This is a genomic window from Bifidobacterium samirii, assembly GCF_003952945.1.
Lineage (GTDB): Bacteria > Actinomycetota > Actinomycetes > Actinomycetales > Bifidobacteriaceae > Bifidobacterium > Bifidobacterium samirii.
Window position 1 is genome coordinate 78141 of sequence record NZ_QXGK01000006.1, and the last position, 23628, is coordinate 101768.

Annotated in this window: 18 protein-coding genes; 10 read left to right on the plus strand and 8 right to left on the minus strand. The window is 71.0% G+C overall.

Features of this window, described 5'->3' with window-relative positions; genetic code table 11:
- The first annotated feature begins 100 nt into the window (after positions 1-100).
- Together nagB and D2E24_RS04390 are read left to right on the plus strand one after the other, a co-directional pair.
- Positions 101-913, plus strand: a complete 813-nt coding sequence (nagB, locus tag D2E24_RS04385; RefSeq protein ID WP_125968103.1) for a glucosamine-6-phosphate deaminase — start codon at positions 101-103, stop codon at positions 911-913.
- A gap of 31 nt (positions 914-944) precedes the next feature.
- Positions 945-1859, plus strand: a complete 915-nt coding sequence (locus D2E24_RS04390; RefSeq protein ID WP_125968104.1) for an ROK family protein — start codon at positions 945-947, stop codon at positions 1857-1859.
- Between the two features lie 123 nt (positions 1860-1982).
- On the opposite strand, the gene D2E24_RS04395 is transcribed toward D2E24_RS04390, so the two are convergent.
- Entirely contained in the window at positions 1983-3116 is a 1134-nt protein-coding gene (locus D2E24_RS04395) for an ROK family transcriptional regulator (protein ID WP_125968105.1), read from the minus strand.
- 183 nt (positions 3117-3299) lie between these two features.
- Between D2E24_RS04395 and D2E24_RS04400 the strand changes: the two genes are divergently transcribed.
- The gene (locus tag D2E24_RS04400) at positions 3300-4556 is read left to right on the plus strand and encodes an N-acetylglucosamine-6-phosphate deacetylase (protein WP_125968106.1); all 1257 of its coding nucleotides are present in this window, start codon (positions 3300-3302) and stop codon (positions 4554-4556) included.
- A 112-nt stretch (positions 4557-4668) separates the two neighbouring features.
- Here D2E24_RS04400 and D2E24_RS04405 read toward each other — a convergent pair whose 3' ends face one another.
- The gene (locus D2E24_RS04405) at positions 4669-7377 is read right to left on the minus strand and encodes a transglutaminase-like domain-containing protein (RefSeq protein WP_125968107.1); all 2709 of its coding nucleotides are present in this window, start codon (positions 7375-7377) and stop codon (positions 4669-4671) included.
- Between D2E24_RS04405 and D2E24_RS10265 the strand changes: the two genes are divergently transcribed.
- On the plus strand, positions 7376-7534 hold the full coding sequence (locus D2E24_RS10265) for a hypothetical protein (protein ID WP_164521001.1): 159 nt from the start codon (positions 7376-7378) through the stop codon (positions 7532-7534). The genes D2E24_RS04405 and D2E24_RS10265 overlap by 2 nt on opposite strands.
- 91 nt (positions 7535-7625) lie before the next feature.
- Positions 7626-9611, plus strand: a complete 1986-nt coding sequence (locus D2E24_RS04410; RefSeq protein WP_125968108.1) for a glycoside hydrolase family 20 zincin-like fold domain-containing protein — start codon at positions 7626-7628, stop codon at positions 9609-9611.
- Positions 9612-9689: 78 nt separating this feature from the next.
- Here the strand turns inward: D2E24_RS04410 and D2E24_RS04415 are convergent, their stop codons facing one another.
- Complete coding sequence (locus tag D2E24_RS04415) at positions 9690-10211, minus strand: NUDIX hydrolase (protein WP_125968109.1); 522 nt, start codon at positions 10209-10211, stop codon at positions 9690-9692.
- Positions 10211-11764: an aminopeptidase P family protein gene (locus tag D2E24_RS04420; RefSeq protein WP_125968110.1), complete on the minus strand. Its 1554-nt coding sequence runs from the start codon at positions 11762-11764 to the stop codon at positions 10211-10213. Before D2E24_RS04420 ends, D2E24_RS04415 begins: the two co-directional genes overlap by 1 nt.
- A gap of 215 nt (positions 11765-11979) precedes the next feature.
- Here D2E24_RS04420 and D2E24_RS04425 point away from each other — a divergent pair, with 215 nt between their 5' ends.
- Both D2E24_RS04425 and smc read left to right on the plus strand, forming a co-directional pair.
- The gene (locus D2E24_RS04425; RefSeq protein WP_125968111.1) at positions 11980-13620 is read left to right on the plus strand and encodes a bifunctional folylpolyglutamate synthase/dihydrofolate synthase; all 1641 of its coding nucleotides are present in this window, start codon (positions 11980-11982) and stop codon (positions 13618-13620) included.
- A gap of 7 nt (positions 13621-13627) precedes the next feature.
- Complete coding sequence (gene smc, locus D2E24_RS04430) at positions 13628-17311, plus strand: chromosome segregation protein SMC (RefSeq protein WP_125968112.1); 3684 nt, start codon at positions 13628-13630, stop codon at positions 17309-17311.
- Positions 17312-17450: 139 nt separating this feature from the next.
- Here smc and D2E24_RS04435 read toward each other — a convergent pair whose 3' ends face one another.
- Together D2E24_RS04435 and D2E24_RS04440 are read right to left on the minus strand one after the other, a co-directional pair.
- The gene (locus tag D2E24_RS04435; RefSeq protein ID WP_125968143.1) at positions 17451-18458 is read right to left on the minus strand and encodes a lipid II:glycine glycyltransferase FemX; all 1008 of its coding nucleotides are present in this window, start codon (positions 18456-18458) and stop codon (positions 17451-17453) included.
- A gap of 14 nt (positions 18459-18472) precedes the next feature.
- Positions 18473-20092, minus strand: coding sequence for a UDP-N-acetylmuramoyl-L-alanyl-D-glutamate--2,6-diaminopimelate ligase (locus D2E24_RS04440; RefSeq protein WP_125968113.1), 1620 nt, complete (start codon positions 20090-20092; stop codon positions 18473-18475).
- Between the two features lie 201 nt (positions 20093-20293).
- Between D2E24_RS04440 and D2E24_RS04445 the strand changes: the two genes are divergently transcribed.
- Entirely contained in the window at positions 20294-20944 is a 651-nt protein-coding gene (locus tag D2E24_RS04445) for a sigma-70 family RNA polymerase sigma factor (RefSeq protein ID WP_125968144.1), read from the plus strand.
- Entirely contained in the window at positions 20941-21201 is a 261-nt protein-coding gene (locus D2E24_RS04450) for a hypothetical protein (RefSeq protein WP_125968114.1), read from the plus strand. The genes D2E24_RS04445 and D2E24_RS04450 overlap by 4 nt, the downstream gene beginning before the upstream one ends.
- A 128-nt stretch (positions 21202-21329) precedes the next feature.
- On the opposite strand, the gene D2E24_RS10805 is transcribed toward D2E24_RS04450, so the two are convergent.
- Both D2E24_RS10805 and D2E24_RS04455 read right to left on the minus strand, forming a co-directional pair.
- Positions 21330-21404, minus strand: coding sequence for a 50S ribosomal protein bL37 (locus D2E24_RS10805; protein ID WP_003817083.1), 75 nt, complete (start codon positions 21402-21404; stop codon positions 21330-21332).
- Between the two features lie 73 nt (positions 21405-21477).
- Positions 21478-22428: an aldose 1-epimerase family protein gene (locus D2E24_RS04455; RefSeq protein WP_125968115.1), complete on the minus strand. Its 951-nt coding sequence runs from the start codon at positions 22426-22428 to the stop codon at positions 21478-21480.
- A gap of 177 nt (positions 22429-22605) precedes the next feature.
- Here D2E24_RS04455 and D2E24_RS04460 point away from each other — a divergent pair, with 177 nt between their 5' ends.
- Positions 22606-23583 (plus strand): 4-hydroxy-3-methylbut-2-enyl diphosphate reductase, encoded by a 978-nt coding sequence (locus D2E24_RS04460; RefSeq protein WP_125968116.1) that lies wholly within the window; start codon positions 22606-22608, stop codon positions 23581-23583.
- Positions 23584-23628: the final 45 nt, after the last annotated feature.

Sequence of the window (23628 nt, forward strand, 5' to 3'; positions counted from 1 at the left end):
GCTTGTCTTTTATGCATATATACTTTACAAATAGTGGGGTCAACGAACGACCCGCCCATCCCCATACCAATGCCATCCCACCCAACGAAAGGGGACCATCATGGCCGAAATCATCATCGTCGACAACGAGGCCGAAGCCGGCAAGCTGTACGCCGACTGTGTGGCCGACCTCATCCGCACCAAGCCCGACGCCGTCCTGGGCCTGGCCACCGGATCCAGCCCGCTCGCCGCCTACAAGGCGCTCGCCGCCAAGGTCGAGGCCGAGGGCATCGACGTGTCGCACGTGCGCGGCTTCGCGCTCGACGAGTACCTGGGCCTGCCGCTGGAGCACCCGGAGTCCTACCACAGCACCATCCACCGCACCGTCGTCGAACCGCTGGGCCTGAACCCCGAGCTCGTCCACGTGCCCGGCGACGTGCTCGACGGCGCGCCGATCGAAGACGGCGACAAGGTCGCCCACGCCGGCGAGGCGTACGACGCGGCCATCGAGGCCGCCGGCGGCATCGACGTGCAGATCCTCGGCATCGGCGCCGACGGCCACATCGGCTTCAACGAGCCGGGCTCCTCGCTCGCCTCCGGCACCCGCGTCAAGACGCTCGTCCAGCAGACCCGCGTCGACAACGCCCGCTTCTTCGACGACGACATCGACCAGGTCCCCACCCACTGCATCACCCAGGGCGTCGGCACGATCCTCAAGGCCCGTCATCTGGTGCTGCTCGCCTTCGGCGAGAACAAGGCCGAGGCCATCGCCCAGACCGTCGAGGGCGGCATCTCCGCCTTCTGCCCGGCCTCCGCGCTGCAGCTGCACCCGCACGCCACGATCATCGTCGACGAGGCCGCCGCCTCCCAGCTGCGCCACAAGGACTACTACCGCTACGCGTTCGCCCACAAGCCGGCCTGGCAGGGCATCTGACGGACCGCGCAGGGAAGGGCAGGAGAGCGTCATGGGCAACGACACCAGCCGCAGGCCGCTGATCGGCATCGACGTGGGCGGCACCAAGATCGAGGCGGTGCTGCTGGACGAGTCCGGCGCGGTCGCAGGCACGCTGCGCATCCCCGCACGCCGCGGCGCCGACCTGGTCGTCGACGACGTGTGCGCGATCGCGCGCGACGTGGCCGGCGACCGCCTCGCCGACGTCACCCGCGTGGGCATCGGCACCCCCGGCCAGGTCGACTCGGCCACCGGCCGCATCGCCAACGTCGTCAACCTCGACGTGACCGAACTCGAACTGGGCGCGCTCGTCTCGCAGCGGCTCGGCGTGCCCGTCCACGTCGACAACGACGTGAACGCGGCCGCCGTCGGCGCCGCCGCGGTCGTCCTGGGCGAGGACCTCGACGGCACCGTCGTGTTCCTCAACTTCGGCACCGGCCTGGCGGCCGGCATCCTCATCGACGGCGTGCTCCAGCACGGCAGCTCCGGTGCGGCCGGCGAGATCGGCCACGTGCCGGTCGACCCGAACCGCTTCCCCTGCCCGTGCGGGCAGGCCGGATGCCTCGAGACCGTGTGCTCCGGCGCGTCGGTGGCCCGACTGTGGCCCACCGACGACGGCGTGCCGCCGATGCCCGACCTGATCGCCCGCGCCCGCGCCGGCGAACAGGCGGCGGGACGCGTGCTCGGCATCGTCGTCCATGCGATTGTGGACACGCTGCAGATCGCCGCCCAGTCGGTCGATCCGAAGACGATCATCCTCGGCGGCGGCATGGCCAAGACCGGCGAGCCGCTGGTCGAGGTCATCGTCGACGAGCTGCGCACGCGCGAGGCGGCCTGCCCGTTCCTCAAGGGCCTCGACCTGGCGTCCCGACTGCGGCTCGCCCCGTTCGACCTGCCCACCGCGGCGATCGGCGCGGCGCTGGCCTGACGCATCCGTTCCGGCGGCGCCGCCGGAACGGACCCGCGAACGTGAAAGGCGGCGGATCCCCCGCAAGGGGAGTCCGCCGCCTTTCGTCATGCGGGCCGTGTCCGGACGGCCCGCCGGGGCCGGCTACTGCAGGCTGAAGTACTCGCGCAGCACCGCGATGGCGGCGCCGTGCAGCGTCACGTCGGCGCCGCACTGGCAGCGGCGGATCGTCGTGACGGCGTGGAACTGCGACGCGGTGGCCCGGTTGAGGCGTTCCTGCGCCGCCTCCAGCAGCGTGTTGTTGACGATGTCCGGCGGACCGTAGACGCAGATGTCCGCCATGTCGGTCAGGCCCACCGGCATGGCGAGCGCGGAGGCCAGATACGTGCCGGCCTTGCGCAGTATGTCGCGCCGTCCCTCGCGGTCCTCGTCGGCCATGCGCGTGCGCAGCGCGGGCGCGGAGATCAGCATCTCCATGCAGCCGCGCTTGCCGCACGGGCACTGCGGGCCGCTGTCCGGGTCGATCGAGATGTGGCCGATCTCGCCGCCCGCGTTGCCCACGCCGTGCACCGGCGCGTCGTCGATGAGGAGCGCCGCGCCGACGCCCTGGTCGACCTTGACGAACAGCAGGTCGGGGCCGGCCTGGCCGAAGTAGCGTTCGGTGAGCATCGAGCTGGTCACGTCGTTCGAGACGGTCACGGGGATGCCGAAGCGGCTCTCGATGACGGATTTCAGATCGACGTCGCGCCATCCCAGCTGGGTGGACACGCGCACGACGCCGTTCTCCACGACGCCCGGGCAGGAGACGCCGATGCCGATGACGGTCGCGTCGGTCGCGTCGATGTCGGTGCGCAGCTGGTCCACCAGCTGCACGATCACGTCGATGCCGATCTCGGATTCGGGGTCGAGGGCGACCTCCATGCGCTGGCGGGGCGTGCCCAGCAGGTCGGTCATGGCCCCCTGGAGCAGATACTGCTGCGACAGGTCGAGGCTGATGATGTGCAGACGGGTGGTGTCGATGCTCAGCAGCGTGCCGCGCTTGCCCTTGCCGGTGCCGGTCTCGTACCCGTTCTCGCGGATGATGCCCTCGTCGAGCATGTCGTTGACCACGTCGGAGACCGCCACCCGGGACAGTCCTGTCAGACGGCCCAGATCGGCGCGGGAGTATTGGCTGGAGGGGAACAGCAGATTGAAGATCAGTGAACGGTTGTTCCTGCGTACGTCGGCCGGACTTGCCTTGGCCTTGCCGGCGATACGCTTGAGTGCATGTTCGGTCATGTCTGCCTTTCCGTTCGGTCTGGGCCGCACTTACGGCGGTCCGACGGATTGGGAGCTGGGGGGAAGTCAAGCTCATTGTACAGGGGCGTATGCAGCCGAAGCAGTGAAAACACTGGAAGAATGAGATGCAGCATTTATGCATATAATATTAACAAAAACCCGCGACGCAGTAAAGGAGCTGACATGAGCCAATCACGGGAGCAGATCGTATCGGACATCACCGCGGCGCTGAAGGGGGAGCCGGGCCGCATCGCCATCCGCGGGGCGCGCAAGGTCGACGCCCGCGGCGTGCAGGACCACTACTGGGTCGTCGCCTCCGACGGCGTGATCCGCTACACCGGCACCGACGACGAGGCGTTCGAATCCGCCTGCCGTTCCGTCGGCCTCGACCCGGCCGACGAATCGTGCATCATCGAGGCGGACGGCCGCCTGCTGACCCCCGGCTACATCGACATCCACGCGCACGGATCGTGGGAGAAGTCGTTCGACGACGGCCCCGACGGCATCGACATCGCCCGCGCCGGCCACGCCTGGCACGGCACCACCCGTCAGGTGCTCTCCCTGATCACCAACCCGATCGACGTGATGTGCGCCAACCTGCGCAACGTGCGCGCCAAGATGGACGAGCGCCCCGACGTGCTCGGCGCCCACCTGGAGGGCCCGTTCCTGGCGATGGCGCGCAAGGGCGCGCACGACCCGGAATGCCTCAAGGACCCGGTGCCCGAACTGGTCGACGAGCTGCTCGAGGCCGCCGACGGCTGCCTGCGCCAGATCACCATCGCCCCCGAACTGCCGCACGGCCTGAGCTCGATCCGCCAGTTCGCCGCCGCCGGCGTCGTGCCCGCGGTCGGCCACTGCGACGCCGACTACGACATGGCCCGCCGCGGCTTCGACGCGGGCGCGGGCATCATGACCCACATGTTCAACGCGATGAACGGTCTGCACCACCGCAAGCCGGGCCCGATCCCCGCGGCCGTGGAGGACCCGCGCGTCACCGTCGAGCTCATCAACGACGGATTCCACGTCGACGACCCGATGGTGTCGCTCAGCTTCCGCTTCGCGCCCCACCGCACCGCGTTCGTCACCGACGCGATGGCCGCCACCGACTGCCCGGACGGCGCGTACAAGCTCGGCGCGCTCGACGTGAACGTCATCGACGGGCATGCGCGCCTCGTGTCCAACGGCGCCATCGCCGGCTCGACGCTGCTGCTCGAGCACGCGGTGCGCCGCGCCGTGCTCGATCTGGGCATCTCGCCGGTCGACGCGGTCGAGGCGGCCACGCTCACCGGCGCCAGGGCGTTCGGCTACGACCGTCCCAATCCGGTCACCGGCGACCCGATCGGCCTGATCGCCCCCGGCTTCGCCGCCGACCTGCTGCTCACCGACCCGGCCACGTGGACCGTGGGCGAGGTGTGGTGCGCCGGCCGCAAGCTGCGCTAGACGGCGATCCACCGCCCCGGCAACGGAGCCGGGATCCGGATACGCGAAGGCCCTGCGGATCAGTGAGGGGATCCGCAGGGCCTTCGCCATGCCCGCGTCGGCTGCGGCGACATCACATGGAGGCCAGACGCAGCGCCAGATCGACCGAACCGACGTTGTAGCCGGTGCACGCGTACGTGCCGACGATCGCGTCGCCGTCGCGGCGGGTCGTCAGGATCAGCGGCGTCTTGTCCGGGTCGACGAACATGCCGCGCGTGAGCCGCTCGTAGGTCGCCGGATCGCAGCGCGGCACGCGCGTCGGCGCGCCGACGCGGCCGATCATGCGCGAGAGCGTGGCCGACAGCGGCGCGTCGGCCGGGCAGGCCGCCAGCAGGATCGGCACGGCCGGCGAGGCCGCGTCGCCGATGCCGGCCGCGGCGCCGCCGTCCTGACGCATGCGTGCGGCCAGCTCGTCGAGCACGTGGATGCTCGGCTCCGAACCGTGCGCGTCGAGGACCGCCAGGACCGTGCGTCCGTCCAGCAGCGAGGAGAGCGGCAGACGGGCGCCGTCCTCGTCCGTCAACGTGACGTCGTCGACCGGGATGCTCTCGAGCAGCTCCTCCTCGCTCGGTTCGCGCAGACGCAGCTCCACCGTCAGATCGTCGCCCTCATGCAGGTGGAACACGCGCTCGCACGCCTGCTGGCCGCCATCGGGCAGACGCACGGTCGTGACCAGCCGGTACGCGCCCTCGTCGAGTGCGAGTTCCATGCGTCCGTCGCTCCAGGAACGGTCCTCGAGGTCGAGCGACAGGAAGTCGACGCCGTGCGGCTGATCGTGCAGCCGGCCCAGACTCCAGTCCTTCCAGTAGGCCGGCTCCGATCCCTCGGGCGCCGTCAGCGTCAGCCGTCCGCCCGGCGGCACCGGCGCGGCGCCGGCCTGCACGGCGCGACGGAAGCCGCCGTCGGCCCAGTACTCGGGTTCGCCGGTCTCCGGATGCAGTCGGGCCGGCACGCCCAGCGCACGGCATACGGACACGAACGCGATTCGCGTGGACGTCTCGGTGGACACGCCCGAGGACAGCACCCCCGACGGGGAGATCACCGTCGCGCACGAATCACCCGACAACGTGACCCGCACGCGGCGTTCGACATACGGCAGGACGGACGCCGGATCGGCGCGCAGCGCGTCGGCCATGCCGGACTCCTCGAGCAGACGACGCAGCCGCACACGGTCGGCGCGCAGCTCCTCGTCCAGCACGCGCGGCGCCAGCACATAGTCGGCGAACGTGCGCCCGTCGACGCCGGCCGCGGCCGCCTCGTCACGCACCGCCACGGCGCCGGCCAGCGCATCGTCGAGCACCGCCGCGGACACGTCGCACAGGTCCTTGTCGCGCAATCCGGCCGCCAGCGCCATGCGCAGCGGCGCGTCGGCGCCGTCGCCGCCCAGCAGGAAGGCGGCGACGGCGGTCAGATTGCCGCCCGCCATCGTCAGGATGCGGTCCAGATCGCCCGATTCGGCCGCCTGCGGGTAGCATCGCGCCAGGGCGGCGCGCGTCGCCGCATCGACCAGATCCGCGAACGCGGCGACGCGCGCGACGCGCTTCGCCTCCGCTTGCGCCCGACGCTCCACCGTGACCCGCTGCTGGTCGTCGGTCAGCGGCAGGCTGCGCGTCACGCCGGTGGACGGGGCCTTCAGATCCACGTCACGCCAGCGGCCGTCCGTGCCGGCATCCGCCTCGGCGTCCGCATCGGAGAACGGGGCGGCGGGCAGCGTCAGCGCGATCTCGCGGCCGTCCGCGTCCGCCACGTCCACGATCGCATCGGCGAACGAGACGCCGTCGGAGACGTGCACGCGCACGCTGCCGCGGCCCAGCGTCAGCGCCGCGACGCCGTCATCGTCGGCGTCCGCGACGGCGATCGGATAGTATTCGGCCATGTTGAGCAGCTCCGCCGCCGCATGCGCGCCCGCCGCCGGCGTCCCGTCGGCGCGCAGGACGCGCACGCGCAGCACGCCGACCGGCGCATAGTCGGCCGTCAGATTGCACAGCAGGCTCGTGCCGTCGTCGCCGGCGCTCGCCCGCACGTCCACATTGCCCTGCGTGTAGTCGCAGAACACGCGCGCATGCACGAGCATCGCGCGCGTGGATGCCCTGTCGAACCAGCCGCGGTCGAGCTGCTCCTCCGGCTCGCACGCGCCCAGGAAGCGCCAGCGGCCGTCCACATACGCCTCGACCCAGGCGTGGTTGTCGTCGCAGTGCGCCCAGCGCGGCGTATAGACCTGCCGTGCCGGGATGCCGATCGCACGCAGCGCGGTCACCAGCAGCGTCGACTCCTCGCCGCAACGGCCCACGCCGCGGTTCAGCGCGCCCGACGCGCCCAGCGTGCGCCCGTCGGACGGCTGGTAGGTGACGTGCTCGGCGCACCAGTAGTTCGTCTCCAGCAGTGCGCGCGCGTCGTCCAGACCCGCCGTACGGTCGCGCAGCGCCGCATGGCACACGAGCCGGCTGTCGTCGAGACGTTCGTTGTTGATGCGCGGCCAGAACACGAAATGCACGAACGCGTCCGACGGCAGGTCGCGCACGCGCGGCATCGTCGCACGCAGCATCAGCGCATGGTCCGCGTAGGCGAGCAGGACGGCCGGATCGCAGTCGATCACGTCGCCGGCCGGCAGCGCGCCGTACGCCAGCCGCATCAGGGTGAGCCGGTCGCCGTCGAGCGCGTCGAGCGTGCGGCCGGCATGCGGGGCGCACGCGAGCAGGTCGGCGCGCGCCCCGATCAGGCGCCGCGCATAGTCGTGCAGGTCGTCGGCGAGCAGCGAGCCGCCGGAATGGGGATCGGTCATGGGAACCACCGTATTCGTCGTCGAGGCGCCGCCGGAGCACGACGTCGCTGCGGCGGCGCGGGATGGAATCGTGCCGATGCCACTATATGGGGACCCGCCGCGCGCCGCGTCCGCCGACACGCCGGCGCGACGGCGACGGGACGGCGCGCACGGCTGATACCCTCGGGAAAGACCGTCGCATCCCGCATCGCAGCGGGCGCGCGACGGCACGGACGACCGGGCGCCGCAGCCCGACGAAAGGAACGACGATGACCTATGAACCCGTGGCCCCCGACGGTCTGCACGTGAAGGGCGCCCCGATCGCGCTGCTGCCCTGGCCGCGCGACGTGCGCGTCGAAACGGACGCCTACGTCTCCCTCCACGCCGGCACGGTCGTGCAGGAGGAGCGCATCGGCCTGCCCGTCCTCATCGACGAGCTGCGCGCCGACCTCGAGGCATCCACCGGCGGCGTCTGGCACGGCGCGCGCGGCTGGGACGGCGAGGTGCGCATGCGCCTGGACGGCACGCTCGGCGAACGCGCGTACACGATCGACACAGCCGACGGCGCGATGACGATCGCCGGCGGCGGCGAGGCCGGACTGCGCGCCGGCGTGCAGACCGCACGCCAGCTCATCCGCGGCACCGCCGGCCTCCTGCCCGTCCTGCGCATCGCCGACGAGCCCGCCTACGCGGTGCGCGGCTACTACCTCGACGTGACGCGCGGCCGCGTCCCCACGCTCGAACGCCTCAGGGAGTGGGCGCGCGACCTGGAACTGCGCCAGTACAACCAACTGCACCTGTACATCGAGCACTCGTTCGCGTTCCCGTGGCTGAGCGAGGCATGGCGCGGCGCCGACCCGCTGCGCCCCGAGGACATCATGGCGTTCGACGCGTACTGCCGGGACCACGGCATCGAACTGGTGCCGTCCATCTCCACGTTCGGCCACCTGTACGCGGCGCTGCGCACCCGCGGACTGCGCCATCTGGGCGAACTGCCCGACGACGCCGACCGGCCGTTCTCGTTCGTGGAACGCATGGCCCACCACACGCTCAACATCACCCTCGACGAGGCGTACGAACTGTCGACGCGGCTCATCGACGAGTACATGCCGCTGTTCTCCTCGCGCCGGTTCAACCTGTGCGCCGACGAGACGTTCGACCTCGGACGCGGGCGCTCGCACGAGGAGGCGGCGCGCACCGGCGTGGGCGCCATGTACGTGGGCTACGTGAACCGGCTGTGCGCGCACATCGCCGCACAGGGCCGCGAACCGATGCTGTGGGCCGACGTGGCGCTCGCCCATCCCGAGACGCTGGGCGACCTCGACGCCCACGCGACGCTGCTCAACTGGCAGTACGAGCCCGACCCGTCCGACGCGAAGACCGCCACGCTGGCCGCGGCCGGCGTACGCCAGTACGTGTGCCCCGCGGTGCACGGATGGAACCGCACGTTGCCGCTGCTCGGACACGCATGGCACAACATCGCGCCGATGGCCGGCCACGGCATCCGCCACGGGGCGGCCGGTTTCCTCGTCACCGACTGGGGCGACTACGGGCACGTCAACGATCCGCGGCTGAGCGCCCCCGGCATGATGATGGCCGCCGAATGCGCGTGGAACGGCGGGGCCGCCGGCTACGACGACGTGCTGCGGCGCATCGGACTGGCCATGTTCGCCGACCCCACCGGCGCGGTCATGCGCGCATGGGACGAACAGGGGAGCGCCGCCGCCTTCCCCTGGCACGACGCGGTGCGTCTGCTGGAGCTCGATCTGGGCGACGGCGCGCCCGCCCGGGATACGCTGGCCACGTTCGCATGGTCGTCCGACGATGCCGAGCGCGCCGTCGCCGGATGCGACGACGTGGACGAGGCGCGTCTCGCGTTCCTGCGCGCGCTCGCGCCGCGGCTGGAACGCGTGCCCGACGCGCCCGGCGCGCTGCGGACCATGCAGGAGGCGATGGCCGCCGCCGCGGTGCGCCCGTCGTCGCCGGACGGCCGGGCGCTGATGCGCGCCTGCGCCGGCCAGGACCTGCTCGACGAGGCCGGCTGGCGTCTGGCCGCCGACCGCGGCGTCGTGCCCGACCGCGGGGGCATGCGCGACGCCGCGGCCGTGGCCGGCGCGCTCGAACGCTGGTTCGAGGACTACCGCGACCTGTGGCGGGAGACGGGCCGCGACGCCGAACTGGCGCGCGTCGGCGCCGTCGTATGGCGGCTCGCCGACCTGCTGCGCGTCGGCGCGCCGACGGGCGTGCGCGCCTGAGATCTGCCCCGAGACATGCGAGGGCCGGGGCATCCCCCGATGGGGATGCCCCGGCCCTCACGGGGGTCTTGCGACGGGTCAGCGCAGTTCGCCGTCGGTGATGAACATGGCGTGCGCGTCGCCGTCCGCCTTGGCCGCGATGTAGCGGCGGAAGCGGGCGAGCCGCTCCACGGTGCTGGGCGCCAGCGGCTCGGGCAGCGCATCGAGGGGGAACCAGCCGACGGCCAGGCTCTCGTCGTCGCCCACGAACGGCTCGGCGTTGCCGCCCGGGCGCACGCGGCACAGGAACGAATGGTCCATGTACATCGTGACGTCGCCGTTGGCGTACGTGGTGGTCTTCGTGTCGGAGACGACCGCGACGAGGTCGGTGACCTCGGCGTCGACGCCCGTCTCCTCCTTCACCTCGCGCACGACCGTGTCGGCGGGCTGCTCGCCCGGCTCGTTGACGCCGTAGACGAGCGCCCACAGGCCGTTGTCGGAGCGGCGGCCCAGCAGGATGCGGCCCTGGTCGTCGACCACGCAGCCGGTCACGCCGATCAGCCACAGCAGGTCGTGGCCGATCTTCTCGCGCAGCGTGAGGATGAACTCGGGGGTCGCCATCAGCGTGCCATCTCGCGCATCCAGGCCTCGACGTCCTCGATCTGCTTCGGGATGTCGATGGAGATCCATTCGGGGCCGTTCTCGGTCATGAGCACGTCGTCCTCGATGCGCACGCCGATGCCGCGGAACTCCGGCGGGACCATGAGGTCGTTCTCCTTGAAGTACAGGCCCGGCTCGATCGTGAAGATCATGCCCGGGCGGATCGGCGCGCCCTGGTACGCCTCGAAGCGGGCCTGCGCGCAGTCGTGCACGTCGAGGCCCAGATGATGCGCGCAGCCGCAGGCGTGCCAGCGGCGGTGCTGCTGGCCCTCGGGGGAGAGGGACTCCTCGACGCTGACCGGCAGGATGCCCCAGTCGTGCAGCTTCTGCGCCAGCACGCGCATCACCGCGTGATGGATGTCCGAATAGGTGGCGCCCACCTTCGCGGCCTCGAAGCCGGCCTGCTGGGCGTCGAGCACCGTCTGGTAGATGTCGCGCTGCAGGTCGGTGAACACGCCGTTCGTGGGGAACGTGCGGGTGATGTCGGCCGTGTACAGGCTGTCGGTCTCGACGCCCGCGTCGATGAGCAGCAGCTCGCCGGAGCGCACGGTGCCGGTGTTGCGCATCCAATGCAGGATCGGCGCGTGCGCGCCCGAGGCGATGATCGAATCGTAGCCGACCTCGTTGCCCTCCTCGCGCGACACCGAGTTGAACGCGCCCTCGAGCACGCGCTCGCTGCGCGGCTGGTCGAGCACGGCCGGCAGCTTCTGGAGGATGCGGTCGAAGCCCTTCTTCGTGGCGGCCACGGCCTTGCGCATCTCGCCGATCTCGTACTCGTCCTTGATCATGCGCGCCTCGGCGGCGACCTCGTGCAGCTTGTCGTCGTCATGGGACGCCGCGTCCGGGTCGGCGCCGGCGGCCGCGCGCACGCGTTCGACCATCTGCGTGATCTGCGGGTCGGTCTCGCGCACGACGCGCACGCGCACCGCGCCGGCGCCCTCACCCGTGTCCTTGCCGATCGCATCGGCCAGCTGCGCGATGTCATGCGTCTCGATGCCGGTCATCGCCGCCAGCTCGCGCAGGCCCGCGCGCGGGCCCACCCAGTACTCGCCGTACTGGGCGTTCGTGTAGTACTCCTCGGTCGCATTGTCGGCGCGCGGCGCGACGAACAGCTCCGCCTCGTGCGTGCGGCCGTCGGCCGCCTCCGGGGAGGCCGGGTCGACCGGATTGAGCACGAGCACCGCGCCCGCCTCGTAATCCTGGCCCAGACCCGTGTAGTAGGCGAACGTCGTATCCGGACGGAACGCGTAGTCGCAGTCGTTGGCGCGCACCTTCGGCTGGCCGGCCGGGATCACCAGTCGTTCGCCCGGGAACGCGGCGCCCAGCGCCGTCAGACGCGCCTGGATGTAGCGGCTGGACTCCAGCGGCTCCACCTCGGGCTCCTGGTTGTCCCAGCCGGAGGCCATGAACTCCTTGAACGAGGCGGCGCGGGGGCTCAGGGTACGGTTGTTCACGCGATCCGCGTTGGGCTGCTCGTCATGCGATGCGGCCTGCTCGGCGATGGTCTCGCTCATCGACACTCCTTCATGCTCATGAGATTGCTTGCAATACCGGTCCCATCCTAGTGCGTGGGCGGCACGCGCACACTCCGCGCGCCGGAGCGTCGGCGCCCGCCGGACGTCCACGGCGCAACCCCGACGCCCACGGCGCACGTACGGCTATGATGTGTGGTTTGGGATTGTACGAGCCGCCGGCGGCGGGCCGGCCAACGAGTGAGGACACAGACGGTATGTCATTCGAGCATCCGAACCGCAGCAACGAAACCATCCGGGACGTGGAACGCGACATCATGCGCCGCGCCCCCGAACACAACATGACCAACCTGGACCTCGACCGGATGAACCTCATCCTCGACCTGTTCGGCCACCCCGAGGAGTCGTTCCGCGTCATTCACGTCACCGGCACCAACGGCAAGGGCTCCACCGCGCGCATGGCCGAGGCCATCTGCCGCGCCTACGGCATGCGCACCGGCCTGTATACGTCGCCGCATCTGGAGCGCATCAACGAACGCATCGCCATCGACGGCCAGCAGCTGAGCGACGACGACTTCATCGACGCATGGGACCAGGTCAAGGGCATCGTCGACCTCGTCGACGCGCGCATGGACCAGCTCGGCAAGCCGCGCATGAGCTTCTTCGAGGTCCTCACCGCCATGGCCATCTGGAAGTTCGCCGACGCCCCCGTCGACGTGGCCGTCATGGAGGTCGGCATGGGCGGCCGCTGGGACGCCACCAACGCGATCGACGCCGACGCCGCCGTCATCGGCCCCATCGACATGGACCACATGGCATGGCTGGGCGACACCGTCGAACAGATCGCCGAGACGAAGGCCGGCATCATCAAGCCCGGCTGCACCGTCGTCGTCGGCCGCCAGCCGCACGAGGACGAGGTCATGCCGATCCTCGAGGCCGAGGCGCGCACCAAGGGCGCCCGGATCGTGCGCGACGGCCACGAGATGGAGGTCGTCTCGCGCATGCCCGCCGTCGGCGGCCAGGTCGCCACCCTCGCCACGCCGCTCGGTACCTACACGGAGGTCCCGGTCGCCAAGTTCGGCGAACACCAGGCCCACAACGCGCTCGCGGCGCTCGCCGCCGCCGAGGCCGTCATCCCCGTCTCCGGCGCGCTCGACGGCGACCTGGTCGCCGAGGCGCTCGGCGGCGTCAAGGTGCCCGGCCGCATCGAACAGGTGCGCACGTCGCCGACCATCATCATCGACGGCGGCCACAACGTCAACGCCGCCGAGGCGCTGCGCGACGCCATCGAGGAGAACTACCACTTCGAGCAGCTCGTCGCCGTCGTCGCGATGATGGGCGACAAGCAGGTCGAGGAGTATCTGGGCGTGATCGAACCGGTCGTCAGCCGCATCATCGTCACCGAGAACTCGTGGCGCGAACGCGTCATGCCCGCCGAGGAGCTGGAGAAGGTCGCCGTGCGCGTGTTCGGCCCCGACCGCGTCACCCGCATCGACGACCTGCCCGACGCGATCCAGGAGGCCGTCAACGAGGTCGACGCCGAGGACGAGCTGGGCGTCGGCTACGGCCGCGGCGTGCTCGTGTGCGGCAGTTTCGTGACCGCCGGCGACGCGCGTACGATGCTCGAGGAGCGCATGAACCCCGACCTGGCCCGTCCCAAGGCGCAGCGCGTCAACCCGACGCTCGACGCCGCGCTGCCGGGCGCCGATGCCGCCGAGGCGGCGGACGCGGCCGAACCGGACGCCGACGAGGACTTCGCCACCGACGCGAACCCCGACTTCGACGCCGAGGACTTCACCGGACTGGGCCTGCGCCGCCGTCTGGCCAAAGCCTCCGCCCGGTCGGCCGGCGACGGCGAGGACGGTACGGGCTCCGACCTCGACGCCTTCGAGGAGTAACGCCCCGGTGCATCTCAAGGAACTCACCCTCAAAGGCTTCAAATCCTTCGCGTCGCCCACCACGCTGCGCTTCGAACCCGGCATCACCGCCGTCGTCGGCCCCAACGGGTCCGGCAAGTCGAACATCGTCGACGCGCTCGCCTGGGTCATGGGCGAACAGGGCGCGCGCAACCTGCGCGGCACCTCGATGGAGGACGTGATCTTCGCCGGCACCGCCACCCGGCCCGCGCTCGGCCGCGCCCAGGTGACGCTCACCATCGACAACGCCGACGGCACGCTCGACATCGACTACACGGAAGTGACGATCTCGCGCACCCTGTTCCGCAACGGCGGCTCCGAATACGCGATCAACGGCACCCCCTGCCGTCTGCTCGACGTCCAGGAGCTGCTCAGCGACACCGGACTGGGCCAGCAGATGCACGTCATCGTCGGCCAGGGCCGCCTCGACGCGATTCTGCGCGCCGACCCGGCCGGCCACCGCGCGTTCATCGAAGAGGCCGCCGGCATCCTCAAGCACCGCCGACGCAAGGAGCGCGCGCTCAGGAAGCTCGCCAACACCGAGACGAACCTCGCCCGGCTCGACGACCTGCTGGGCGAGATCCGACGCCAGATGGGACCGCTCGGCCGGCAGGCGCGCGTCTCGCGCAAGGCCGACGGCATCCAGATCGCCCTGCGCGACGCCACCGCCCGACTCATCGCCGCCGACGCGGTCGACGCCGCCGCACGGCGAGACGCGATCCGCGCCGAACTGACCGGCGTACGCCACGACCTGAACGAGCGCCGCCGCGAACTGGCCCGCATCCGCCTGCGCATCGAACAGGTCGAGGCCGCCTCGCTCGACGCTTCCCCCGCGATGGCGCTCATCAACGGCCACTGGCACGAGCTGACCCGGCTGCGCGAACGCCTCCACGCGCTCGCCGCGCTCGCCGACGAACGCACCGCGGCCCTCGAAGCGTCGGTCGAGGAGCATCCGGGGGAGAACCCCGACGTGCTGCGCGCCCGCGCCGACGAACTCGCCGGCCAGGCCGCCGACATCCGCCGCGCCGCCGACGACGCCAAACAGGCCTACGACCAGGCCGTGCGCCTCGCCGCCGACGACGAGCATGCGCTCGCCGACGTGCGGCGCACGATGGCCGAACTGCGCCGCAGCGCGCAGGAGCGCGACGAGCATGCGATGCGGCTGCGCCAGTCCATCGCCCGCGCCGAATCCGCGATCGCCCTGACCGAGGCGCGCAGCCGCGACTTCGCCGCCGAACGCGACACGACGCTCGCCCGGCGCGAGGAATGCGCCCGGCGGATCGAGGCGCTGCGCGCCGCGGCGGTCGGCGACGGCGACGACGGGTCGGCCGCGCTCGACGAGGCCCGGCATCTGCTGTCGGCGCGGCAGAACCTGCTCAACGACCTGACCGAACGCCGCCACGACACCGAAGGCCGGATCATCTCGCTGAACGCGAAGGCCGACGCGCTGACCGACGCGCTCGACCACCGCGACGCCGCCGACGCGCTCGCCCACGATCCGGCCGCCGGCATGCTGGGCCGCCTGACCGACTTCATCCGCGTCGAGGAGGGCTGGGAGGAGGCGGTCTCGCACGCGCTGGCGGCGTTCTCCGGAGCGATCGTCGTGCCGGACACGGATGCGGCCGCGCATGCGCTGGCCCGCGCCCGCGAAGGCCGTATGGGACGCATGGCCGCGCTCGCTCCGCTGCCGGCGGCAACCGACGTTGCCGGCGACGACGGGGATTCGGATGGCATGACCGGCGACAACGGTTCGGCCGGGTCGGCCGCCGCGCTCGTGCACGCCAACCCGCAGGCGCCCGACGCGGCGCAGGCGCAGGCCGTCGTGCGCGCCGTACGGGTGCTGCTCGAAGACGTGGCGGCCGCGGCCACGCTCGACGAGGCGATGGACACGGTCCGCGACGGCCGGGCCATGCAGGCCGTCACCCGCGACGGCGAGCTCGTCAACCGGGTCGCCGTCGCCGGCGGCTCGTCGTCGGCCCAGAGCGACCTGGCGCTGGCGGCGCGCCGCGACAAGGCGCTCGATCAGGTCCGCGACCTGCGCGTCGCACTCGACCGGATCGAGGCCGAGCTGGCCGACGCCCGCCGTCTGCGCGACGAGGCCCGAGCCGGCGTGGAACGCGCCACGGCCATGCACGCCGAACGCCGGGTGCGCGCCCAGCAGGCCGCCAAGGCGATGGAGGACGCCGAGGCCGCGCTGCGCGCATGCGACGTCCGCCTCGGGGCGGTCGACGAACGCATCGCCGCCAATGCGAAGGACGCGGCGGCGCACCGGGCCGAAGCGGACCGTCTGACCGGCGAACTGGAGACGCTCACCGCATTGCGCGACGGCGACGTCGACCCGGCGTCGCTGGAACAACGCGAACGCGAACTCGACGCGTCGCTGCGCGCCGCGCGCGAACGCGAGGTCGAGACGCGTCTGGCCTGGTCGGAGACCGACCGCAAGGCCGAATCGTTCTCCCGTCAGGCGGGCATGCTGCGCGACCAGGCCGAGGAGTCCGCGCAGCGGCTGGCGCGCATCGCCGAACGCAACGCGCAGCGACGGGCCAAGGCCGAACGTCTGCGCGCGATCGGCGGGCAGGCGCGCGCGGCAGTCGCCCTCGCCGAGCAGGCTTTGACGCATGTGGATGAGGAGCGCGATACGCTGCAGACCGCTGCGGCGTCGCACGACGAGGAGCTGCGACGGCTGCGCGCCGAACGCGACGCGGTCGAACCGCAGGTCAACGACCTGACGGTGCGCGAACATGCGCTCGACGTGGACCGCGAGCGCGTGGCCGCGCAGGTCACGGCCGTCGAACAGCGCACCTCGGACGAACTGGGCATGGACGTGGAAACGCTGGTGCGCGACTACGGGCCGGACAATCCGGTGCCGGTGCTCGACGAGGGCGGCGCCCCCGTGCCGGCCGCCGAGTCGTCCGACTCCGACTCCGCGACCGAGGTTGGAACCGAGGCCGGAACCAGGGAAGAAGCGGACCGAGCCGCGTCGGACCGTTGGCTCACCGTCCCCTTCGACCGGGCCGAACAGGAGGAGCGCGTGCGCAAGGCGCGGCGCGACCTGGCCGCGCTGGGCCGCATCAACCCGCTGGCCATCGAGGAGTACGAGGCGCTGCAGACGCGCAACCGCTACCTCAACGACCAGCGCAACGACGTGGCCGCCTCGCGCGACGACCTGATGGGTCTGATCCGCGAGCTCGACGCGACGATGGCCGACGTGTTCCGCTCCGCGTTCGACGACACGGCCGCCGCGTTCGAGACGATGTTCGCCACGCTGTTCCCGGGCGGCTCCGGTCGGCTGCGTCTGGAGGACCCGTCCGACCCGTTGACGAGCGGCGTGATCGTGGAGGCGCGGCCGGCCGGCAAGCGCGTGCGCCAGCTGAGCCTGCTGTCGGGCGGCGAACGCTCGCTGACCGCGTTGGCGCTGCTGCTGGCGATCTTCGCGGCGCGCCCCAGCCCGTTCTACGTGATGGACGAGGTCGAGGCGGCGCTCGACGACGCGAACCTGACGCGCCTGCTGGACGCGTTCGGCCGGCTGCGCGACCGTGCGCAGCTGATCGTCATCACCCACCAGCAGCGCACGATGGCGATCGCCGATGCGCTCTACGGGGTGACGATGCGTGACGACGGCGTGACCGCGGTCGTCAGCCAGCGTCTCGCCGGCCGCCGCGACGATGAGTGACACCGCGTGACGCCGCGCATCGCCGTCATGACGCGATGACCGGCACGACATGAACGATGGCCTCCCCTCGCGGGCTGCGAGGGGAGGCCATCATCGTATCTATGCCGCCGTGCCGGTCATGCCGCCGCAGCGGCCGCAGTCAGCCGCGACGCATCGCGCCGCGCAGCCGCTTGACGAGCCGCAGCACGCCGTACAGGCCGCGCTTGACGGGCAGGTCGCGTGCGGCGGCGATCGTCACCGTGTCCTCGGCGAACTTCGTCTTGAACGTGTTGAGCGATTTGAGCGAGGGGGCGAAGTCGTTGCCGATGCCCATCAGGTCGATGCTCGTGCAGCCGCGCGCGCCCAGCTCGCAGCAGAACGAGTACAGCAGCTTGTCGGGCACGAGGGCGCGCATCACCTCGGTGCGCATGCACGCATAGTAGTAGACGGCGCGCTCGCCGTTGATCGTCACGATCGCCCAGGCGACGACGCGGCCGTCGACGCGCGCGGCGAACACACGGCAGTGGTCCGGGCCGAGCGCGGCGACCATGTCGGTGTAGTCGCTCATCGGGGCGGGGGAGAAGCCGTCGCGCGCCGCGGTCTCGACCATCACGTCGTAGTATTCGGCGAAGTCGGCGAGCGCCTGCCCGGTCTCGTCGGCGCACACGGCGGGGCTTTCACGCAGGGCCTTGCGCACGTCGCGGCGCCCGCGCTTCTTCATGCGGCCCAGGATCGCCTCGTCGCCGCCGGTCAGGTCGACGACGACGGTCTCGTTGTACGGCACGGTGGACAGCACGGGGAACGCGCCGGGCGCGTCCATGTGCCACAGGTCGATGCGCAGGAACGCGACCTTATGGTCGGCCTTGCGCACGAACGCGAGGATCGCGTCGACGGCCTCGCGTTCGGTGGCCTCGTCCGGCCGGGCGGCCCATGCGGGGCCGTGCACGGAGCGCAGGTAGTGGTAGCCGTGCGTCTCGTAGTCGATGAGCGAGACGACGGCCAGCAGCGCGTCGCCGCGGCGGATCAGCAGGCAGCCCCACGGGGTGCGGCCGTCGATGCCGGACTGGTAGCCGGCCCATGCGGCGCTCTGCTCGATCGGCAGGTCGATGCCTGCGCGCGCGGCCTTCGCCTCCATGTCGGCGGGGGAGGTGCGTTCGATGGTGATCATGGTGTCCTTCCTGGTCATGCGTGCTGGTCGTTCGTGTCGGGCTCAGTCTCGAGGCCGGGCGTCGCGAGGCAGAACAGGCGGGCGACCACATGGTCGTCGCCCTCGTAGGGGACGTGGCGGTTGAGGTCCTTGATCCAGCGTTCGTCGCCTTTGCCGATGACGAGCAGCACGTCGAGGCGGCCATCGTCGGCGCGCGCCTCGCGTACGGCCTGTTCGATGGCCTGCGTGCGGTCGAGGATGATGTCGGCGTCCACGCGCGGGTCGGTCACGTACGAGCGCATGTGCTCGCAGATGTCGATGATGGGTTCGGTGTCGGTGTCCTCGGCGGTCAGGATGAGCCGGTCGATGCGGTGCTGGGCCGCTTCGACGATGTCGCGGCGGCGGTCGACGGCCTTGTTGCCGGCCGATCCGGTGATGAGCGTGACGCGGGGGCGGCGCTCGCCGAAGCGTTCGTCGACGAAGTCGAGCAGCGCGCCGACCGACGCGCGGTTGTGCGCGTAGTCGACGACGGCGACGGTGTCGGAGAGCGTGTCGTCGAAGCGTTCCATACGGCCGGCGACGCGCACCGGTTCGATGGCGTGCAGTGCGCGTCGCGCGTCGGCGTCGTCGAGCGGCATGCCGGCGGCGCGCGCGATGGCGACGGCCGCGGCGGCGTTGCAGTAGTTGAAGTCGCCGTCGAGCGTCAGCCGGTATTCGCCCAGGTCGGCGCCGTCGGCGAGGATGCGCCACGCGCTGCGCGACGCGTCGGCGGGGACGGCGATGACGGTCGGCTCGCCGGCGGATGCGGCCGCGTCGGCTCGGTCGCGCAGCGCGAACGTGGCGACCGGCACGCCCGCACGGGCGGCGTCCTGCCGCACGAGCGGGGCGACCGCGCAGTCGGCGCCGAGGACGAGCGTGCGCGCGTTGGCGACGATGCGGCGCTTGCAGTGCAGATAGTCCTCGAGCGAGGGGTGCTCGATGGGGCTGATGTGGTCGGGGGAGAAGTTGAGGAACGCGGCCACGTCGAACGTGATCCCGTGGACGCGCTCGACCTTGTACGCCTGCGAGGAGACCTCCATGACGAGGTAGCGCATGCCGTTGTCGACGGCGGTGCGCATCATGCGCAGCGCGTCGAGGCTTTCGGGCGTGGTCAGGTCGGATTCGACGTAGGTGCGGCCGTCGAGGCAGTTGTCGACGGACGAGAACAGCGCGCAGCGGCCGTGCGAGTACGCGTTGAGGATCGCCTGCGTGAAGTACGCGGTGGTGGACTTGCCCTTCGTGCCGGTGATGCCGATGACGGTCAGATCGTCCTGCGGGCGGCCGAAGAACTCGGCGGCCAGCAGGCTCATCGCCTTGCGCACGTCGTCGACGATGAGGCCGGGGGCGTGCGTGGCGGCCGACAGGTCCGTTTCGGCGACGTAGGCGGCGAGCCCGCGCGCGTCGATCCCGTCGAGGTACTCGGCCTTGAAACGGCCCTTGCAGCACAGGAGCGACCCGTCGGCCACGGTGCGCGTGTCGTAGGTGATGTCGGTGAACGGACGGTCGTGGCCGGCCACGTCGGTCGGGTCGAGCGTCCAGCGGCCGTCGGCGATGATCTCGCGCAGCAGATGATGCTCGTCGAGCAGGCGTGCGGCCGATTGCAGGGTCAGAGTCATGCGAATTCTCCCTTTGTGATACCGACTAGCCATTCTAGCGTGCGGAATGTGCATGTTCGGTGGCCGCTGCGGCGTTTCCCGCCGCGTCCGGACCGCGTCCGCGCCGGCCCGGACGCGGCGGGCGCGGCCCCGACCGCGGGGCCGCTACAATAAGGTGCCGTGACAGACGAGCGGAACGCGCCGGACCGGCCGGCGGAGACGATGGGCGAGCGCCGCCGGCGCTTCGAGCGGCTCGCCATGCCCGCCGTGGACGCGCTCTACCGGCAGGCGATGAAGCTGACCAACAACGCCGACGACGCGCAGGATCTGGTGCAGGACACGTTCGAACGCGCGTTCAAGGCGTTCGACACGTTCACGGAGGGCACGAACTTCGAGGCGTGGATGACCACGATCGAACGCAACGCGTACTTCAACCAGTATGCGAAGGCCAAGCGCCGCCCGCAGCGGGCGAACGACGCGACCGGCGAATACGACGACTGGGACGTGTACGCGGCCTCCGAGCATGCGTCGGAGGGGCTCAAGTCGGCCGAGCAGGAGTATTTCGACGCGTTCGCGCCCGAGGAGATCCTCGCCGCGCTGGAACATCTGTCGCCGGAGCGCCGTCAGGTGTTCATCGACACGGCCATCGACGGCAAGACGTACCGGCAGGTGGCCGACGAGCAGGGCGTGGCGATCGGCACGGTGATGAGCCGGCTCAACCGGGCGCGCACCCAGCTCAAGCGCGAGCTGGCGTCGTACGCGCGCGAACGCGGCTACGGGAGCGGGGGTTCACCGTCCGCGAAGCGCGCCGGCGCGGACGATAATGGGAACAGGACCTCTGGGACGAACGGGAACGGGGAGGAACGCTCATGAACGGACAGACCGAACGGCATGGCCATGTGTCGCTGACCCATGTGGGCGCCGACGGCGTCGTCACGCGCACGGACGTGCATGTCGTCGCCGCGCTCCCGGAGACGTCCGACGACGAATGCTTCGACCCGGAGACGTGCTGCGATGCGATGGAGCGGTCGCTGATCGCCGCGATGCGCGCCTATCTGCGCCCCGACGTGGCTCCCGAATGTCTGATGGCGCGTCTGCGCGAGACGCTGGACCGCTGCTGCTGCGAATGATCCGGACGGTCCGGCCGGGCGCAACCGGCCGGACCGGTCCCGGCGGGACTCCGATACGGTTCCGGTAAAGGCGGAGGCCCCCCGCAGATCGCTGCGGGGGGCCTCCTTGCGTTATTCACGCTCAAAGATCAGGCGTTGGGGCGCTTGCCGTGGTTGGCGGCCTTCTTACGACGATCCTTGCGCTTACGTCCGCGCATGCCCATGATTGGACTCCTTTACTCGATTAATAAGCCTACGGGATTATCGCACACCGTCGCGACGTTCGCAAGCCGGCGTTCAGCGCACCTCGGCCCGGATGAACAGTTCGGTCGTGCTCGTGGCGCCCGGCTCGATCTCGATGAGGTCGATGCCGGTGTTGAACGCGTTGGCGTACGCGGTCTGCGGTTCGACGGCGACGCCGGCCGGATGCTGCCATGCGGGGAATCCGGTGCCGGTGCACACCTGGTAGGAGGTGACGGTCTCGTCGCCGCCGATGTGCACGGTCAGGCCGTCGGGACGTTCGAACACGGCGGTGACGGTGCCGTCCTCGGCGCGCTCGAGGTCGGTCCACGCGTCGTCGAACGGCTGCTCGGTGAGCAGGACGCCGGCGTTGAGGTCGTACTTGGTGCCTTCGACCGGCTCGGTGCCGGTGGGGATGAGGTTGCCGTCGACGGTGACATGCGTGGCGGCCGGCAGGGTGAGGCGGCACTGCGCGTTGTGGCCGTCGATCTCGTCGCCGTAGCCGTCGAAGCCGTTGTCGAGCCACGGGTGGATGGCCAGCGCCCACGGGGCGGTCTTATCGCCGTTGTTGTAGGCCTCGACGCGGACGTGCAGGCCGTCGGCGTCGAGCGTGTACGTGATGGTGACGATGACGTCGAACGGGTAGCCGTTCATGTTCGGCACGCGCCACGAGAGCGTGGCGGACGATTCGGTCAGCTCCTCCAGACGCCAGTAGGAGCGGTAGCCGTAGCCGTGGATGGCGGTGTTGCGGTCGTGCTCGTCGATCGGCAGCGTGTAGGTGGTGCCGTGGAACGTGTAGGTGCCCGCCTCGATGCGGTTGGGGAACGGGACGAGCAGCTGGCCGTGGCAGCAGGTGACCTGGTCGTCGGGGCCCAGCGGCACGATCACGTTGCGGCCCTGGTAGGTGAGTTTGCGCAGCGTGGCGCCCAGTTCGGTGATGACGGCCGCATAGTCGCCGTAGGCGATCGAGTACTGCTGGCCGGTGCGGGGAGGAAGGTTCTTCGTCATGGTCCACTCCATAGTGCGTTCGACGGATGCGCGCGGTGCGCGACGGTACGCCGGTAACGGATGTTACCGCTCACATACAGTGTAGCGCGCCGCCGCTGGTAGGCTGGGGCGTGTCCCGGCCGGCGTGCGCGGCTGTGCGCGCCGCACGGGAGGATTCGTAACGAGAAAGGCGGACGTATGACGAAGCGAATCGTATTGGCCGACCCGCGCGGCTTCTGCGCTGGCGTGGACCGGGCGATCCTGACCGTGCGCACGATCCTCAGGGCGGCCGACGGCGCGCCGCGCGCCGACGGACTGCCGCCCGTGTACGTGCGCCGCCAGATCGTGCACAACCGGCACGTCGTCGAGGATCTCGCCGCGCAGGGCGCCGTGTTCGTGCAGGAGCTCGCCGAGATCCCCGATGCGGCCGCCGCCGCGGGCATCCCGATCGTGTTCTCCGCGCACGGCGTGTCGCCCGAGGTCAAGGCCGAGGCCGACGCGCGCGGCATGCACGTCGTCGACGCCACCTGCCCGCTGGTCAGCAAGGTGCACCGCGAGGTGCTGCGCTTCGTGAAGGAAGGCTACGAGATCGTCTACATCGGCCACCGCGGCCACGACGAGGCCGTCGGCGTCGTGGGGGAGAGCCCCGACCACGTGCATCTGATCGAGCACGCCGCCGACGTGGACACGCTCGACTTCGCGCCCGACACGAAGCTGGTGATGCTCAGCCAGACCACGCTCAGCGTCGAGGAGACCGCCGGCACGATCGCGGCGCTCAAGGCGCGCTTCCCGTGGATCAAGGAGCCTCCCAGCTCCGACATCTGCTACGCCACGTCGAACCGGCAGGCCGCCGTCCGGCTCGTCGCCGAACAGTGCGACTGCGTCGTCATCGTCGGCTCGGCCAACTCGTCGAACTCGGTGCGGCTGATGGAGGTCGCCCGCGACGCGCTCGCCGGCCGCGGCGAGGCGCACCGCGTCGACGACGCCGGCGAACTCGACCCCGCCTGGTTCGACGGCGTGGAGTCGGTGGGCGTCTCCTCGGGCGCGTCCGTGCCCGACGCGCTCGTCGCCGGCGTGGTCGACGCGCTCGACGGCCTCGGCTTCACCGACGTGAGCACCGTCGAGACGATCAAGGAGACGATGCACTTCGTCCTGCCGGCCGAACTGCGCCGCTGACGTACGCCGGTTCCTATGACGGCGGGGCCGTCCGGACGATCCGGA